Origin of the sequence: Mucilaginibacter phenanthrenivorans (assembly GCF_024721155.1) — a bacterium.
In the GTDB taxonomy this organism is placed as follows: Bacteria; Bacteroidota; Bacteroidia; order Sphingobacteriales; family Sphingobacteriaceae; genus Mucilaginibacter; species Mucilaginibacter phenanthrenivorans.
On sequence record NZ_JAHVAP010000012.1, the window covers coordinates 213,050 to 229,950 of the forward strand.

16 protein-coding genes are annotated in these 16,901 nt (G+C 45.8%); 10 read left to right on the top strand and 6 right to left on the bottom strand.

The window, feature by feature from the left end; all coding sequences use genetic code 11:
- Positions 1-43 precede the first annotated feature (43 nt).
- Positions 44-610, bottom strand: coding sequence for an NUDIX hydrolase (locus tag KXD93_RS25040; RefSeq protein WP_258140211.1), 567 nt, complete (start codon positions 608-610; stop codon positions 44-46).
- Positions 611-747: 137 nt separating this feature from the next.
- Complete coding sequence (locus KXD93_RS25045) at positions 748-1,662, bottom strand: AraC family transcriptional regulator (protein WP_258140212.1); 915 nt, start codon at positions 1,660-1,662, stop codon at positions 748-750.
- Between the two features lie 100 nt (positions 1,663-1,762).
- On the opposite strand from KXD93_RS25045, the gene KXD93_RS25050 reads away from it, so the two are divergent.
- The 4 genes from KXD93_RS25050 (at position 1,763) to KXD93_RS25065 (ending at position 7,098) form a co-directional block, all read left to right on the top strand.
- Positions 1,763-2,128: a SnoaL-like domain-containing protein gene (locus KXD93_RS25050; RefSeq protein WP_258140213.1), complete on the top strand. Its 366-nt coding sequence runs from the start codon at positions 1,763-1,765 to the stop codon at positions 2,126-2,128.
- Between the two features lie 346 nt (positions 2,129-2,474).
- The gene (locus tag KXD93_RS25055) at positions 2,475-5,789 is read left to right on the top strand and encodes a sensor histidine kinase (protein ID WP_258140214.1); all 3,315 of its coding nucleotides are present in this window, start codon (positions 2,475-2,477) and stop codon (positions 5,787-5,789) included.
- A gap of 2 nt (positions 5,790-5,791) precedes the next feature.
- Entirely contained in the window at positions 5,792-6,451 is a 660-nt protein-coding gene (locus KXD93_RS25060) for a response regulator (RefSeq protein ID WP_258140215.1), read from the top strand.
- A gap of 140 nt (positions 6,452-6,591) precedes the next feature.
- Positions 6,592-7,098, top strand: a complete 507-nt coding sequence (locus KXD93_RS25065) for a hypothetical protein (RefSeq protein WP_258140216.1) — start codon at positions 6,592-6,594, stop codon at positions 7,096-7,098.
- 597 nt (positions 7,099-7,695) lie between these two features.
- On the opposite strand, the gene KXD93_RS25070 is transcribed toward KXD93_RS25065, so the two are convergent.
- The 3 genes from KXD93_RS25070 to KXD93_RS25080 all read right to left on the bottom strand — a co-directional run bounded on the left by KXD93_RS25070 (position 7,696) and on the right by KXD93_RS25080 (position 9,636).
- Entirely contained in the window at positions 7,696-8,502 is an 807-nt protein-coding gene (locus KXD93_RS25070; protein ID WP_258140217.1) for a TPM domain-containing protein, read from the bottom strand.
- Positions 8,503-8,513: 11 nt separating this feature from the next.
- Complete coding sequence (locus KXD93_RS25075; protein ID WP_258140218.1) at positions 8,514-8,948, bottom strand: TPM domain-containing protein; 435 nt, start codon at positions 8,946-8,948, stop codon at positions 8,514-8,516.
- A gap of 109 nt (positions 8,949-9,057) precedes the next feature.
- Positions 9,058-9,636, bottom strand: coding sequence for a LemA family protein (locus KXD93_RS25080; RefSeq protein ID WP_258140219.1), 579 nt, complete (start codon positions 9,634-9,636; stop codon positions 9,058-9,060).
- Positions 9,637-10,040: 404 nt separating this feature from the next.
- Here KXD93_RS25080 and KXD93_RS25085 point away from each other — a divergent pair, with 404 nt between their 5' ends.
- Positions 10,041-10,415 carry a GxxExxY protein gene (locus KXD93_RS25085; RefSeq protein WP_258140220.1) on the top strand — a complete coding sequence of 125 codons (375 nt, stop codon included), beginning with the start codon at positions 10,041-10,043 and terminating at the stop codon, positions 10,413-10,415.
- An 83-nt stretch (positions 10,416-10,498) separates the two neighbouring features.
- Here KXD93_RS25085 and ruvX read toward each other — a convergent pair whose 3' ends face one another.
- Positions 10,499-10,909, bottom strand: coding sequence for a Holliday junction resolvase RuvX (gene ruvX, locus KXD93_RS25090; protein ID WP_258140222.1), 411 nt, complete (start codon positions 10,907-10,909; stop codon positions 10,499-10,501).
- A gap of 241 nt (positions 10,910-11,150) precedes the next feature.
- Here ruvX and KXD93_RS25095 point away from each other — a divergent pair, with 241 nt between their 5' ends.
- The 5 genes from KXD93_RS25095 (at position 11,151) to KXD93_RS25115 (ending at position 16,594) form a co-directional block, all read left to right on the top strand.
- Positions 11,151-12,299 (top strand): DNA polymerase III subunit, encoded by a 1,149-nt coding sequence (locus KXD93_RS25095; protein WP_258140224.1) that lies wholly within the window; start codon positions 11,151-11,153, stop codon positions 12,297-12,299.
- A 2-nt stretch (positions 12,300-12,301) separates the two neighbouring features.
- Entirely contained in the window at positions 12,302-13,723 is a 1,422-nt protein-coding gene (locus KXD93_RS25100) for a PSP1 domain-containing protein (protein WP_258140225.1), read from the top strand.
- Positions 13,720-14,202 carry a gliding motility lipoprotein GldH gene (locus KXD93_RS25105; protein ID WP_258140227.1) on the top strand — a complete coding sequence of 161 codons (483 nt, stop codon included), beginning with the start codon at positions 13,720-13,722 and terminating at the stop codon, positions 14,200-14,202. Before KXD93_RS25100 ends, KXD93_RS25105 begins: the two co-directional genes overlap by 4 nt.
- 137 nt (positions 14,203-14,339) lie before the next feature.
- Positions 14,340-15,734, top strand: a complete 1,395-nt coding sequence (locus KXD93_RS25110; protein WP_258140228.1) for a DNA recombination protein RmuC — start codon at positions 14,340-14,342, stop codon at positions 15,732-15,734.
- Between the two features lie 65 nt (positions 15,735-15,799).
- Entirely contained in the window at positions 15,800-16,594 is a 795-nt protein-coding gene (locus KXD93_RS25115) for a Fic family protein (protein WP_258140229.1), read from the top strand.
- Positions 16,595-16,901 lie beyond the last annotated feature (307 nt).

The following is a 16,901-nucleotide window of genomic DNA, read 5'->3' on the forward strand; positions in this document are numbered from 1 at the left end:
CAGAAAGCTAAAAGGTTAAAGGCGAAAGGTTTTGGTGAGTTTCTTAACCTTTCGCCTTTTTTTCTTCCTCCAGCTTCATCAAAGCATAAAATAGCCCGGTGCAGTGCAGTGCCTGGGCTATTTTATTTTCGGCCAGCAGTTGCTTTACTTCGTCGATGGTGTAGGTATTAACTATTAGTTCTTCGTGCTCATCCAAATCCTGGTCCTGCACTTTTTTGCCGCCGCGGGCCAGGTAGCAAGAAGTGTAGTTATTTGCGGTAGATGGATTGGCGTAGGTAACGCACAACAATTCAAAATCATCAAACAGGTAACCGGTTTCCTCCAGCAGTTCGCGGCGCAGGCCATTTTCGGCAGATTCGCCTGCTTCAATTACGCCTCCGGGAAGCTCGGTAGAAACGATGCCTGCTGCGTGGCGGTATTGTTGCACCATCAGGATCTTGCCTTCATCGGTAAGCGCAACAGCATTTACCCAGTTGGGGTATTCTAAAACGTAGTAGTCTTCAACAATGCGACCGTCTGGCATTTCGCACCTGTCGCTCCGAAGCGTGGCCCAGGGGCCTTTGTGGATATAATGTGATGAAAGTTTTTTCCAAACTAGTTCATGGCTCATAGTAAACAGTTCATGGTTGAACGGTGCGAATTTAAGGATTAGCCGTTGAACTTCATAAAGAGGGGAATGCTCCGGGTTATCAAATAATTCCTTTACCTGTAGGCAACCTTGAATTGCAGGCTGTCCGCCAGCATAAGTTATTGAGAGAACTTACTTTTTCTATACACTGCAGGCGTCTGCCCTGTTTTTGATTTGAAGATCCGGTTAAAAGCCGCTTCAGACCGATAACCCACGTTTGCTGCAATTTCCGATATATTACTGCTCTCTGTTGTCAATAGTTTTTGTGCGCGCCTGATGCGCCAGTTGGTAAGGTAGTCCTGCGGTGTTTCATGCACTAATTTTTTAAACTGGTTAAAAAATACAGAGCGCGACATGCCAATTTCCGATGCAAGGGATTCAAGCGTCCAATTGTTTTGTGGCGAATCCTGTATCAATTTTAGCGCTTTACTGATCCTTGGATCGTTTAATGCGGAAAGAAATCCACTGCCGGGCAATGCCTGTTCTAAATATGCCCTGACGATATTGACAAACATGATTTCTGATAAACACTTCAGCATAACACTGCTTCCGGGCCTTTCGTTATTAAGCTCTTCAAATATCAATTGTGCAACCTCTTTTACTAAAAGCTGGTTTTCTGTTACATACTGCCTGATATGGATAATTGGCGGCAGGTCCTTTAAAAAAGGATGTAAGGGCTGGTAATCAAATTCAAAATGGCCTGCTATAAGAATAGTTTTATCTTCCCCCTTATCAAAAAGAGGGATCCCCTCTCTCCGGGCCTTAACAAATTCGGGCGATGGCATGCGAAAGCTTGTAGGGCTGTCTGCTATCCAATGGGCGCTTCCGTGAGGCACAAATACCAAATCGCCCTCTGCCATTTCTATAATACGGCCATCAGGCGAGCCAACTGTACAACTGCCGCTCACCAGCCGCCAAAATTGCGAATTCTGATCCTTAACAATATCCAGCCCCCATGGGGTTGCAAGCGGGAATTTGCTGTAAACAACACTCCTCAACCCAACTGCTTCCAAAATGCTACTTAATGCGTCCATATTACATTTGATACGATTAAGCAAATATACAGCACTATTAAATGCTTTTAGTATGAATCGGCAGAATACCTTTGTACTATTAAAAATAAATCAAAGAAATATGACAACTCAGGAATTAGCCAATCGTTATTATGATCTGTTTAAGCAAAGACAGGTAGCAGAAATTTATGAACAATTGTACAGTGTCGACATCGTTTGTACCGAACCCGAACATGCTTTGGCAATGGGAGTGCCTACCATAACCAGGGGTATTGAAGCGGTTTTAGCAAAGTCAAAAGCCAGGCAGGAAATTATAGCAGAAGTACACAGCTTTTTCAGCAGCGAACCCGTTGTTGGCGGTAGCTATTTTAGCCTGGCCATGGGCCGGGACATGACCTTAAAAAACGGACAGCGGTTACAATTGGCAGAAATTGCGGTTTTTGGCGTAAAAGACGATAAGATCATAACCGAAACCTTTTTTTATTAGCAATGGATTATTCTACGTAAGTTTTCGGAGATCTTCAGAAATGTAGTTCGGGTTTTGCAGCGCTGCACCTCAAATAAGGTGGAGCGCTAGCAGCACTCAAACCGAAAATTAGCAGGATTATCCTGATGACGAAATCCATTAGTGTTATGCTCCCCTGGCTGGGCAGAATTCGAACCGCTTGATCGAAAATCTTCGACATTTGTGTCAATTAGATTTGCAGACCAATTGTATTTTAATATAAAGACTGCTTACAAAAAGTGAACACTTATAATGGTGGTTACGTATATTTATAAGTTTTGTATCTTGCAGACAATTAACCACTTATACTACATAACTAAATGAACCTTTGAGCAAATATATACAATGTCCGTGCCTGCCGGAAAAGAGAATGCTTTTACGGAACTTAGGGTTATTACTATTGGTTTTTGCTTTTATGTCGTGCAAGCATGAGGGTACACCCGCGTCAAAAATAGCGGCGAAACACAGTAAATCGCTTATCCCAGGCGCGACCAAAGCCGGACTCGGGCCTCCAAAGAGTGTCGCGATCACCGCAAATAACCTGCCTGTAGTATCTGTAGCGGGCAGGCCTCTTGTTATCTCTGATTTGTCGCACGGTGGGGTGCCTTTTTTTACTCACTATGGAACGGAACAAGGGCTTCCGATTAATAATATTATCTGTAGTACCATCGACAGGATGGGTAACCTTTGGCTCGGCACCGGTGGAGGCGGCGCCAGCCGGTTCAATGGGAAAAACTTTACCAACTTTACCACAGCGCAAGGTTTGGCCGCCAACGTGGTCTTCGCCATCAGGGAAGACCGGGCAGGCAATATTTGGTTCGGAACAACAGCCGGAGTGAGTAAATTTGATGGTAAAAAATTCAGCAATTATACGGCTGAGCGGGGCCTGGCAGGTAATTTCGTTTCCTGCATCCTACTTGACAAAACAGGCGCGCTGTGGTTTGGTACCCATGAAAATGGAGTAAGCCGGTTTGACGGCAAGCATTTTACAAACTATAACAAGGCTAATGGGTTGTCTGCAAATTATGTCCGTTGTTTATTACAGGACAGGCATGGAAAGGTATGGCTGGGTATGGACGGGGGAAGCTTGTGTGTGTATGACGGAGTCCATTTTGTCAACTATAACGCCGCAAATGGGCTGGCTGGCCAGACGGTTAATTGTTTAACAGAGGATACATCCGGGACGATCTGGGCGGGGACGGATGCGGGGGCTAGCGCTTATAATAATGGACATTTTACAAATTATTTGAGGAAGCAGGGCTTGCCTGATGACGCCGTATATTCGATAGCAGAAGACCAGGCAGGCAAACTCTGGTTTGGAACAGGAACAAAAGGACTCAGTAAATTTGATGGTTACAAGTTTACAAATTACCAGGGCAAAGAATCACTTCCATCGGGTAAGATCAACAGCCTGCTTTTGGACCGGGACGGGAACTTTTGGTTTACATCACAGGGGGGCGGCCTGAACAAATTGGAGCGGCCGGGCCTGACCTATTATACCACCGCGCAGGGGCTTACAGGCAACCTGGTGTTTTTTATTACCCAGGACCGGCCCGGTAACCTATGGTTCGGTACATACGAGGGCGGGGTGAGTAAGTTTGACGGTAAAAGTTTCACTAACTATACTGCGGCCCAGGGCCTGGGTGACAATATCATCTGGAGTATATTGTGTGACAGGGACGGAAATACATGGTTCGGAACCGACCTTGCAGGGGTGACCGAATTTAACGGAAAAACGTTTACCCATTATACTACCGCCCAAGGCCTGCCGAGCAATTCCGTGATCACAATTACGCAAGACCGCGATGGCAACCTGTGGTTCGGAACGCGCGGGGACGGCGTCTGCCGGTTTGACGGGCATCGTTTTACAACCTTTACAACTGCGCAGGGGCTGCCCGGAAATAATATTCAACGGATAGTCCAGGACAGGACCGGCGACATTTGGCTGGCAACACATGACAACGGCATCAGTCGTTTCGATGGACGGTCATTCAAGAATTATAGCACACAGCAGGGTATGGTGAGCAACAATGTTGGTTCTATGGCTATGGATAAAAATGGTCATATCTGGGCCAGTACCTCCCAGGGCCTGAGCGAATTCGACGGAAAGAAATTCACGAACTATACCACGCTTGAAGGGCTGGCAGACAACTACATTACTGAGATTGCGCAAGGCCCCGGTGGCGACGCGATGTGGTTCGGGACAAACAAGGGCTTGTCAATGCTTCTTAATAAGCCTGCAAACCTCAATGGCCCTACCCGGGTGTTCGAGAACTTTAACCAATCAACGGGCTACCCATTTGAAGATGTAAGCACTTCAGGTTTGTTTGCAGATAAGGCAGGAAACATCTGGATGGGTAGCGGGTCTGGTAAATTGATCCGCTTTGATCCAGCAGTTGCAGGCGGGCAAAAGAGACCGCCGCTACCAGCATTGCAGCTACAAACAATTCGCATCAATAACCAATTGATCTGTTGGAACGGGTTGCTGCGGAATAAAACGGCAGATGGCAAGGCCGATAGCCTCACCTTGCTCAACGAGCAAGTCTCCACGTTCGGAAAAAAACTGAGTCCCAGAATTACAGCAAGCCTCAACAAGCAGTTTGGCCGCATTGAGCTCGAAAGCGTTGGGCGCTTTTATCCCATACCAGCAGGCCTGGTATTACCTTTTGATGATAACACCGTCAGTTTCGACTTCGCCGCGATCTCGCCCTCCCTGGGAAGTCTCATAAAATATCAGTACGAATTGGATGGCTATAGTAACAGCTGGAGCCCTTTAAACAATAATACGACAGCCACTTTCGGCAACCTCGGTTCGGGTACTTATACCTTCAGGGTGAAAGCGCTTGTTCCGTGGGGTGTCTGGAGCCGTGTTGCTTACAGCTTCCGGGTGCTGCCGCCCTGGTGGCTTACGTGGTGGATGGAGTTTATCTATTTGTTGGCAGGCGCCGGCGTTTTGTATAGCCTTTATCGTAACCGTATTGGTGTACTTGAACGCCGGCAGGCGGTGCAGCTCCGCCTGCTGGTAGCAACCCAGGAGGACGAACGCAGGCGCATATCACGGGAACTGCACGATGAGGTTGGGATCAAGCTATCGGCGCTGAAACTGTTCTTGTCTGCCTTGTACGAAAAAACATTCCGGGCAGGACAAGAGGATATTCGCCAACTCGCCCAAAACTCTGAGGATCTTATAGGGGAAGTGATGCAGGACGTCAGGCAACTGCTGCATGATCTGAGCCCGAGGGTATTGGAAGAATTTGGGTATCTTACAGCAGTTGAAGGCCTGCTCGGCAAGATCAACAAGGCCCAAAAAGTAGCGTTTAAACTTAACGTATTTGGCCTCGAAAAGCGCCTTAAGAAAGATCATGAGCTTGCCCTTTATCGGATGACACAGGAACTTATTAATAATGTATTGAAGCACGCCAACGCCAGGCAAGTGTTTTTGGAAATTGGCAGGCGCGACGGGCAGCTTATTTTAATGATAGAAGACGACGGCAAGGGCTTTGATACCAGCGGCCAAAAAGAGGGGTTCGGGCTACATAACCTGGCCACGCGGACGAAGCTATTGCGCGGCGACCTGCATATTGATTCGTCACCCGGAAAGGGGACCACTATACTTATAAAAATCCCTTATAACCCGGAATAGCTATGGCACAATATCAATTCCCTATCAGCATATTGATAGCCGACGACCACCGGCTGATCACGGATGGCCTGGCTACTATTCTTGGTGCGGAGAAAGATATCAGCGAGATTTACACAGCCGACAACGGGCGCGACGCGGTCGAATTGGTGATGCAACATGCGATCGACTGCGTGATTATGGATGTGGATATGCCAATACTTAATGGGCTGGAAGCCACTAAACAGATCAAACAGCAAAAACCAAATGTAAAGATCATCGTGGTCAGCATGCTGAGTGATGCTGCTATCGTTAACAAATTGCTACGGGCTGGTGCAGATGCTTTTATCAATAAGGAGAGCGGGAAAGCGGAACTGCTGAAAGCGATCAATGTGGTTATCAACGGCAAAAAATATATCAGCCCGGAAATATCTGCCTATTTATTTACCCGGCTCTCCGGCCCGAAAGCTGATCAGGAGGAAACTGTTGAACGGCAACTTACACCACGGGAATTGGAAATTATCCGGCACATTGCCGATGGCCTTACCAACCAGGAGATCGCAGGAAAACTCTTCCTCAGTACCGTAACGGTAGACACCCACCGTAAAAATATGCTCGCCAAGCTGAACCTGAAGAACACAGCTTCCCTCGTCCGCTATGCGGCAGAGCACGGCCTGCTCAAATAAATAAACTTTCCCAGGTATTTTATCTACACCAAAAAGGGTATGCCCAAAATACACTAAAGCGTGTATTTCAGCGGCGGGGAGTGTTCATGACCTTTGATATCAACAAATTAAAGTTCATTAAACACTTAAAAACTATTACCATGAAACAGTTATCAAATCCAACCCGCACATTCCGTTCAGAAACGTCCCGCTTTTTTTGCCTTATCCTGATTATTGGCATCACTGCCTGCGGCTGCAAGAAAGAGGCCAATGTGAAACAAACTGTTGCTTTCCAGGCAGAGTTTGAAACCGTATCGACCATCGTTCAGCAAGGCCCTCCCGAGATAGACCAGATCAATGGTAAAGGGCAAGGCACGCCCATGGGCAAGGCAACATTTGTGGCCAATGCACAATTCGATGCCAATTATAACCTGACTGGCACCATCGTGGCTACGACCGCAGACGGCGACAAAATTTTAGCCAGTATTTCTGCTAAAACCCCGCCGGATATTGATACCAATGGCAATATTACCCTGCATTTTAACGCAACCATTACGGGCGGCGAGGGTAAATTCGCAAAGGCCACAGGCAGCTTTACAGGGACCGCTCATGAAAGCATCTACAATACCAATGGCGCTGCTTCCTGGGATGGCACGATCACTTATTAACCGAACATAAACTAAGTTCGAACCTTTTTATACGATTTGGGTCAGCAAATTTATATTAAAAACAAAGAGACCACCCTTTAACGGTATGACAACTTAGAAAATTACTTTCAATCTATTTTACAGTTTATGAAAGATCTGCATAATAAGTCTTAAAATATTTTGCAAAAAAGGCCGCATCAAAAAAATGATGCGGCCTTTTCAATAGAAATTTTCTCTAATAATTTTCACACTTTCATACCACTGTGTGAAAACTCCCCCGCCCAACCGAACGTATTCCGCTTGGTTGCAAGCAATTTTGAGCGTCGACGCTCAAGAATTTTACAGCGCTTGTATGTGCAATATTCTGCGAAGTCATAAAAAAAGCGGACACCCTTTTCGATTTTGCTCCCGAGGCCAGGCTCGACCCAGAGACCCTTCTCTGTTAACAGAAGAATTTATGGTTACTGGCAAGATAAAAAATGAAAACGTCGTTTTTTGAGCAGATTCTATAGGAAGAACTATCAGTGAACCAATATTTGAAAATAATTTTTGGTGTTCCCGGAATTCATTGAGGCCCCGTCCATGAACTATGAACCATCCCCCATGAACTCCAGCAACCTACCAGCTTCCGCTTGATCCGCCGCCACCGAAGTCGCCACCGCCAAAACCACCGAACCCGCCGCCGCTGTCGCCTCCTGATGATCCGCCGCCAAAGCCGCCGTCACCGTTCGAAAATCCACCCCAGCCGCCGCTTCCACGACCAAGCATGGCGCCGCCAAGGAACCACCAAAACGGACTTGCACCACCCCGGCTACCAATAATGTGGCCGCCACCGCCGCCACGACTGCGGAATACGATGATAAGAATAACAACAACGATAATAATTATAAATCCTATTGGGCTGCCGCCGTCATCATCTGCTTGTTTTGCCTTCTTATCGCTCTTGTACTCCCCCTTCATGTATTGCATCAGTTTGTCAGTACCGGCATCAAGGCCGCCATAGTAATCGCCCTGTTTAAACCGGGGAGTTATATCGTTTTGGATTATCTCGTGCGTGGTAATGTCGGGCACCGCACCTTCAGCGCCTGTACCTGTTTGAATCGCAACCTTCCGGTCGGTTACTGCAACTAAAATTATAATCCCGTTGTTTTTACCTTTTTCGCCAATGCCCCATGCCCGGCCAAGCCTTTGGGCATAATCGTTAATATCATATGCGCCAACAGATTTGATCATTACCACCGCAATCTGGGTAGATGTTGAATCGGCAAACGTAACCAGTTTATGCTCCAGCAGGGCCTTTTGTTCATCGCCTATACTGTTGGTATAGTCTGTTACCAGCGTGTTGGATTTTGGCGGCAGATCCTGCGAAAACCCGATGAAGGCTATCAGCAAAAACGCGCAAAATAAAATGAGTTTTTTGAACATGAGCTTATATTTTATTCGCCATCCATAAAGGCGATATCGTCAGAAATTTCGTTGCTGCCATCAGCCTGGTGCGGAAAGAATTTTTTCAGGTTATCCCCGGCTATTTCTAACCCGGTAACAATCCCGTCAACAAGGTTGCCATATTTAAAGTGGTTCAGCATATCCTCCTTTGTATCGTCCCAGAAATTATCGGGTACAACTTTATTTATGCCGGCATCGCCGATGATTGCAAATTTACGGTCTACAGTAGCAAGGTATATGAGCACCCCGTTACGCTGCCTTGTTTTATGCATGTCAAGCTGGTGAAAATATTTGGCGGCGCGATCAAGCACGTCCTCACTGCAGGTTTTTTCAATGCAGACCCTTATCTGCCCCGAAGTGTTCTTCTCGGCGTTTTCAATTGCCATACGGATGCGTTGCTGCTCTTCGTCGTTAAATACTGCCATTGTTGAATTATGATTACACTGATTTGTAAAACGATTTCACCGATTTTTAAAGTAACACTACCGATGCAAGGCAATCGGTGTAATCGCTATAAATCGGTGTAATCCCCAATTAAAATTGAACCTTTGGCGCGTTTTGGGCGTTGGCTTCGGCTGCAAAACCGGCCTTTTCGCTAAAGCCGAAGATCTTGGCAGTAATAACAGCCGGGAACGAGCGAATGGTAGTGTTATAGTCCTGCACCGCTGCGTTAAAATCGTTGCGCGCTACGTTGATCCTGTTTTCAGTACCTTCCAATTGCGTTTGCAATGCAGTAAAGTTTTCATTTGATTTTAACTGCGGATAATTTTCCGAAGCAACCAGTAACCTGCCAAGTGCCTGACTTAATTGCCCTTGTGCTGCCTGGTATTTCTGGATAGTTTCAGGATTAAGCTTCGAGGCATCTACCTGTATAGAGGTTGCCTTTGCGCGGGCCTCAGTAACATCAACCAAAGTGCTTTTTTCAAAATTAGCAGCACCCTTAACGGTAGCTACCAAATTAGGGATCAAGTCGCTGCGACGTTGATAGCTCGACTGAACAGTGCCCCATTTTGCCTTCACGGCCTCATCCTTTGTTACCATCCCGTTATAGCTGCATGAGCCTACAAGGCAAATTACAACAACAATACCTAATATTATCAGTAAGTTTTTCATGTTTATTTGTTTTTAGATTTAATGCCGGTAGTTTCCAGCAGGTGAATTTACAAATTAGATTGCAAAATGCATACCGTTGTTACATACCGCTGATTTTAGATGCCATTATGACAATCGGCTTTTGTAAATATAGGTAATTGGATGAGGTTTGGGAATTAAAAAATGGAGAGGATTCCTGTCGCTTTGTTTTGAACCATGATTCTCCTGATTTAAGGATTATCCGATGCCTGTCCTATATATGAGATCAAGAAATCTTCTAATCCTTTGCAGGATTTGAGGATTCGTTTCGCTTTATTTTATTGGAGGGTTAGAGGCTGTAATAAAATGTAAAATACCATGGTGACCAGTGAATTATTGGGACTAATTTATTAATATTGATTTTGCTTTGATCTTATCCCCAATTAATGAAACACCAGGAACTTACTGAAAGAATAATAGGATGTACCATGCGCGTTCACAGCACACTAGGAAACGGCTTCCAGGAATTGATTTACCAAAAGGCATTAGAAATTGAGATGGGCCTGGCTGGCCTCGGATTTTCAAGGGAGATGGAAATGCCAATATTTTACAGGCAACAAGAAATCGGAACCCGGCGTGTGGACTTTTTTGTTGAGGACGTTATTATGGTAGAAATAAAAGCAATAATAAACTTAGAAGACGTCCATCTTGCGCAGGCGATGAACTATTTGGAAGCATATAAAATGGAGATAGGCCTGCTAATAAACTTTGGAGCCAAAAGTTTACAGTTTAAACGGGTACATAATAACAAGATAATATAAACCCTGCAGACAAATAATCTACCACGGCATCCTTCAATCTCCTAATCAGGTGAATCATGGTTCAGAAAAAAGGTAATCAACGGTTAGAAACGCGTGGTCATGTACGACTGCAGCAATATCACCGCCGAAATCGTATCCACCAATTCCTTATTCTGCCGGTGCTTTTTGTTCATGCCGCTTTGGGCAATAGTAGCCGACGCCATTTTTGAGGTAAAGCGCTCGTCCAGCATTTCGATGGGGACCTCGGGGAAAGTTTTTTTCAGCAGGTTTACAAACCCCTTAACATGTATGGCCGATTGCGATGGTGTGTTATCCATCTGCTTGGGTTCGCCAACAATAAAGCGCTCCACCTGTTCTGTTTGGAAATATTTTTTCAGGTAGTCGATGATGTGCAGGGGGTGAATGGTATCCAGCCCGGTGGCGATAATCTGCATAGGGTCGGTCACGGCTATGCCGATTCGTTTAGTCCCGTAATCGAAGGCCATTATTCTCATGGCTTCGCAGAGATTTGAAATTGGAGATTAGAGATCAGGCAATGCATCCGGCAAAGATAGCGGTTATATGTTAGCATCCGAAAGCTCCATAAAGGGATAGTGGTTTTTACTGCCATTTTCAAAACATCATATCATCTGATGTTTTGGGGTTTTTGTAAAAACTTCTTCATAAACAACGCTTCCTGGTTGTTATCTTAATTCTCATATCCTACATCTCAAATCTATTCCCTATTTTGCACCAATGCAGTTTAAACAGATAGTGGGGCAGGATGCCATAAAGCAAAGGTTGATCAACTCGGTGAAGGAGAACCGGGTAAGTCATGCGCAGTTGTTTTTGGGTCCGGGCGGTTCGGGGAGCCTGCCGCTGGCTGTTGCCTATGCACAGTATTTGTCCTGCGAAAATAAGCAGGAAGACGACTCCTGCGGTGAGTGTTCATCGTGTCGCAAGTATCAAAAACTGATGCACCCCGACCTGCATTTCTCCTATCCTTTCTTCGCCAAACATAAAGACGATACTGCAATAACCTTTATTGAACAATGGCGCGATGCTTTTATAGCTAATCCGTATTTAAGCCTGGATACCTGGCGCGGATACCTGGATGCAGAAAACAAGCAGGCCAACATTAATATTGCGGAGTGCCACCAGATCATCAAAAAACTAAGCTTCAAGCCATTTGAATCTGCCTATAAAATTCTGATCCTTTGGCTGCCTGAATATTTGGATAAGGAGGGTAATGCCCTGCTGAAGATCATCGAGGAACCCCAGCCGAATACGCTGTTTATACTTGTCGCCCAAAACCAGGACCAGATCCTGAACACCATTTTGAGCCGTACGCAGCTGATAAAAATTCCGGCTTTAGGGTTCGAAGAAATTAAGAACAACTTAATTGTACAGCATAACCAAACGGAGGATTCGGCTTCAGAAATTGCCTACCTTAGCAATGGCAGCTTAACCGAAGCATTAACCATGCTGCAGTACGATAACAAGGGCTACCATGACAGCTTTGTGCAATGGCTGCGCCTGTGTTTTGCCAATAAAGGACTGGAAGTAATGGGCTTTGTTGACCAGGCAGCCAAAATGGGACGGGAGAATCAAAAGAACTTTTTACGCTACGGCATAAACTTTTTAAGGGAGTGTTGTTTGTTATTATCTGGTGCCGGCAGCCTGGTGCATTTGCCTGCCAATGAGCTGGAAACGGCCCAAAAAATGAGTAATGTGATGATTGTTGAGGAAGCGGCGGCGATAGTTGCCGAACTGGAAAAGGCTCATTACCACGTGGAAAGAAATGGGAACCCTAAAATTTTATTTTTAGATGTATCTTTACAGATTATAAAAATACTTAGCTTTAAAACGATCCGTGCTGAGCGGACACAATATATACCGAATTAATTATGGGATGCGGAAGTTGTTCAACGGGGGGCGGATGCTCGCCGGCTGGCTGCAAAAGTAATGGCTCATGCCTTACTAATGGTTGCAGCAAATTAGATGTTTACGATTGGCTGTCGCACATGGACATGCCGACAAATTATAAGCCCTTTGGCGTAATCGAGGTTAAATTTAAAGGTTCGAGGAAGGAGTTTTTTCTTAATTCCGATAACATTTACCTGGAGGCGGGAGAGCTGGTGGTTGTTGAAGCGGCTACCGGCGGCTACGATGTGGGCCACGTTTCGGTAACCGGCGAGCTTGTGCGCATGCAGATGGTTAAGCGCAGGGTAAGGGAAGAAGACGTGGTGAAAAAAATCTACCGCAAAGCCACCGTTGCCGATGTTGACAAGTGGAAAGCCGCAAAGGACCTGGAATGGGAAACCATGCACAAATCACGCACGCTGGCGCTGGAACTAAACCTGAGCATGAAGCTAAGCGATGTAGATTACCAGGGTGATAAAACCAAGGCGACCTTCTATTATACTGCCGAGGGCCGTGTTGATTTCAGGGAACTGATCAAGAAAATGGCCGAGACTTTCCGGATCCGCATCGAGATGCGCCAGATAGGTATGCGCCAGGAGGCAAGTCGTTTAGGCGGTATCGGGTCATGTGGGCGTGAGCTTTGCTGTTCAACCTGGCTTACCGATTTTAAAACGGTGTCAACTTCTGCCGCTCGTTATCAAAATCTTTCATTAAATACCTTAAAGCTGGCCGGCCAATGCGGTAAGCTAAAGTGCTGTTTAAACTACGAGCTGGATACTTATATGGATGCGCTTAAGCACATCCCCGATAATGTAAATGTGTTAAAAACCGAACGCGGCGATGCCCGTTTACAAAAGACCGACATCTTTAAAAAACTGATGTGGTTTGCCTATCCGCGTGAAGAATCATGGATCCCGATCCCGATCAGCCGTGTAAAGGAATTACAGCAAATGAACCGTGATGGCGTTATACCGCCTGATCTGGGTGAAGTTGTTGAGATAGAAACCAAACCGGTTAAAGTACTTGATTACGAAAACGTAGTTGGGCAGGACAGCCTTACCCGCCTTGACGAGCGCCGTAACCAGAATAACAAAAAGAAAAACAAGAGCCGGAATAAAAACCAGCGCAATGATGGCCCGCGCGAGGGCGGTAATAATGCGCCGCGGCAGGAAGCCGGTGCCGGTCAGCAGCCAAGGCCGCAGGGCCCACGTCCGCAGCAAAATGCCGGAGGGCAGCAGCAAGGGCCGCGCCCGCAGCAGGGACCTCGTCCGCAAGGTGAACGTCCTGAAGGCGGGGGAAATCCAAACCGCAATAAAAACTCAAGGCCGAACAGGAACAATCAAAACCGTCCAAATAATCCCGACAACAACCGGAACAAGGGCGATCAGCCAGGTACACAGGAATGAAAAAAGGGTTAGTTTTCTTTTATTTAGTATTAATGGCAAGCCTGCTTTTGTTTGCAGGCTGCGCCGATCCGAACACGGTTATTGATCAAAACAGCGAGGTGGCCAATCATAACTGGACCTACCTTAACCGTTTTAAATTCACCTTTAAAATTGACGACGAAAAGCCGGGTTATAACCTGTACATGAACCTGCGGGTAACCGGCGACTATAAATATTCAAACCTTTTTGTGCTGATCTCGCAAACCGGCCCGGGCATAAAAAATGCTGTAAAGCGCTACGAAATGCGCCTGGCAAAAAAGGATGGCGAATGGCTGGGCAAGGGCTCGGGTAATTTGTACAGCTTCCAGGAACCGTTCCTGATCAATCATAAATTCCCGGCAAAAGGCACCTATACCTTTACCCTTGAACAAAATATGCGTGATAACCCATTACGCGAGGTGAGCGATGTAGGGATGAGGGTGGAGAAAGCAGCCCCCTAACCCCCTGAAGGGGGAATTCGGTCGATACTTCAGCTTCAGCGCATTCAAGTACCGCAGACGCACCTTCGTCTTCTTATATACCGGTCAAAATTCTCCTAAAATCCTTCATTCCTAAAAATCTTAGTTATTTTTATCAAATGAACGACTACATATTAGTGGCTTCCATCGTTATTCTTTTAATTTCGGTTATTCTGTTCCTTAAGAAGCCAAAATCGGCGGAGGGCATATCGGCAGATGATCTGCTGCGTTTGAAAAATGAAAATAACTTACTAACCATTGCCCTTGCAAAAGCCGAACAGCAAGCCGCCAGCCTTGAATCTGAAAAGGAAAACATCACCAATTTTTTAAAGGACGACAAAACCCGCCTGCTTGACGAACTTGTGGACCTGCGCGACCAATTGGCCGCTGCAAATAAGTCGCTGGAAAGTGCGCGCGCATTTTACACTTCGCAGCAGGAAAAGATCAAAGAACAAAAGATCGAGGTGGAACAGATCCGCAAGGAATTTCAACTTGAATTTCAAAACATAGCCAATAAGCTGCTGGACGAAAAGTCACAAAAGTTTATCGAAACCAACCGCACCAACCTGGATATCTTACTAAATCCGCTTAAAGAAAATATTAAGGCCTTTGAAGAAAAGGTAGACAAGGTTTATAATATGGAAGCCGCCGAGCGGAATACCCTTAAAGGCGTAATCACCCAGCTAATGGACCTGAACAAGCTGATCAGTAATGAAGCGCAAAATTTGACAAAGGCGCTGAAGGGTGATAATAAAAAACAAGGCAACTGGGGCGAGCTGATCCTTGAAAAGGTTTTGGAACGATCAGGCCTGGTTAAGGACAGGGAATACCGCCTGCAGGCCAGCATTACCGGCCTGGATGGAACACGACTGCAGCCCGACGCCATCATTGATTTACCCGATGAAAAACACCTGGTCATTGACTCGAAAGTTTCGCTGATCGCATATGAGCGCCTGGTAAATGCAGAAACTGAGGATGAGCGAAAACTATATTCAAGGGGGCATATCGAATCGATCCGCTCGCATGTAAATAACCTGTCGTCCAAAAACTATCACGACCTGTACCAGATCAACTCCCCGGATTTTGTTTTGCTTTTTGTGCCGATAGAATCGTCCTTCAGCTTTGCTGTGCAACTGGATGCTGAACTTTTCAGCGATGCCTGGGACAAGCGGGTGGTTATTGTAAGTCCGTCGACGCTATTGGCTACCTTACGCACCATCGCCAGCATCTGGAAACAGGAGCGCCAAAACCGCAACGTGCTGGAGATTGCCCGCCTGAGTGGTGTAATGTATGATAAGTTTGTGGGCTTTGTAGGCGATATGGAGGGGATCGGCAAAAACATCAAACAAAGCCAGTCGGCCTATGACAGTGCGCTGAGCAAGTTAACCGAGGGCAACGGAAACTTAACAGTTACCGCCGATAAGATCAAAAAGCTGGGCGCAAAGGCGAACAAGCAGATAGACCAGAAGTATTTGGATGGCGAGGAATCTCCAAATTCTGATCGGGAGCTTTGAAATTAGCCCTTATCTTCGTTTTTGTAAATCAATAAATTCCCGCTATTTTGTCTCAATATCGACACATGCACCAGAAACTAAAGATCATACCCGTTGTTCTGCTTGAGGAGTACCTTAAACAGGTGAGTGTTGATATTACTGCGTCGTTTGATAACTTGAGGGAAGCTGAGATCTCGACAAATACCTTTAGCTTTTATACTTCTGTGTCGGCCATTGCATCTTCACGTATTGAGGGTGAGCAAATGGAGATCGACGGCTTTGTTAAGCACAAAATGCTCGATATTGAATACCTGCCCGACCTTGTTCAAAAACCCAATGATCTGTATGGTGCATACCTGTTTGCACAACAAAATGATCTTACGGACCCTCATTTCCTGGCGACTCATAAATTAATCACCAAACATTTACTCCCCGCCGTCAAGCAAGGAAAACCGCGCACAGGTAACATGGTGGTGATGGAACACAATACCGGCTGCATGCAGTTTGAGGCTGCACCAGCAAGCAGGGTAAAGGAACTTCTTGATTTATTGTGGACGGATATTAAGCAATTAAAAAAGGAATCGTTGTCAACCCCGGAAGTGTTTTACTTCGCTTCGTTCATTCATTTGGTTTTCGTTGATATCCATCCATTTGAAGACGGGAATGGTCGTGCCGGGCGATTGCTGGAAAAATGGTTTATTGCTGAAAAGTTAGGCCGCAAGGCGTGGTACCTGCAAAGCGAGCTGAATTATTATAACAACATCAACCAATATTATAAAAATCTGAACCAGCTGGGTGTTTTTTATGACGAGCTGGATTATACTAAAGCTATACCCTTTTTATTAATGCTGCCACAGAGTTTGGATCTTAATAATCAATAAATCCCTCGCGTTTTTCCCGGCTCCCATTCATTTATTGGCTAAACAGATCTGATGTAAAATTTCTATTCAATCGACCGATAATTCAACCTGCCAAAATGATTGACCCATAGGGTCTACCTATTTGTAGAAATATAAATAGGCTAATTTTTTGCCTCGTAGAGGTTACCCGTCTGCACCTTGCTTTGCGACCGGAGTATGAACAATTTTTCGCTTTCGGCAAATTCTCAATGTAAAACTTCTCCCATTTGTACATAGCGACAAAGGGTAGCCTCTATGAGGCAAAAGAACGTTCTACTGTTTTCTACAA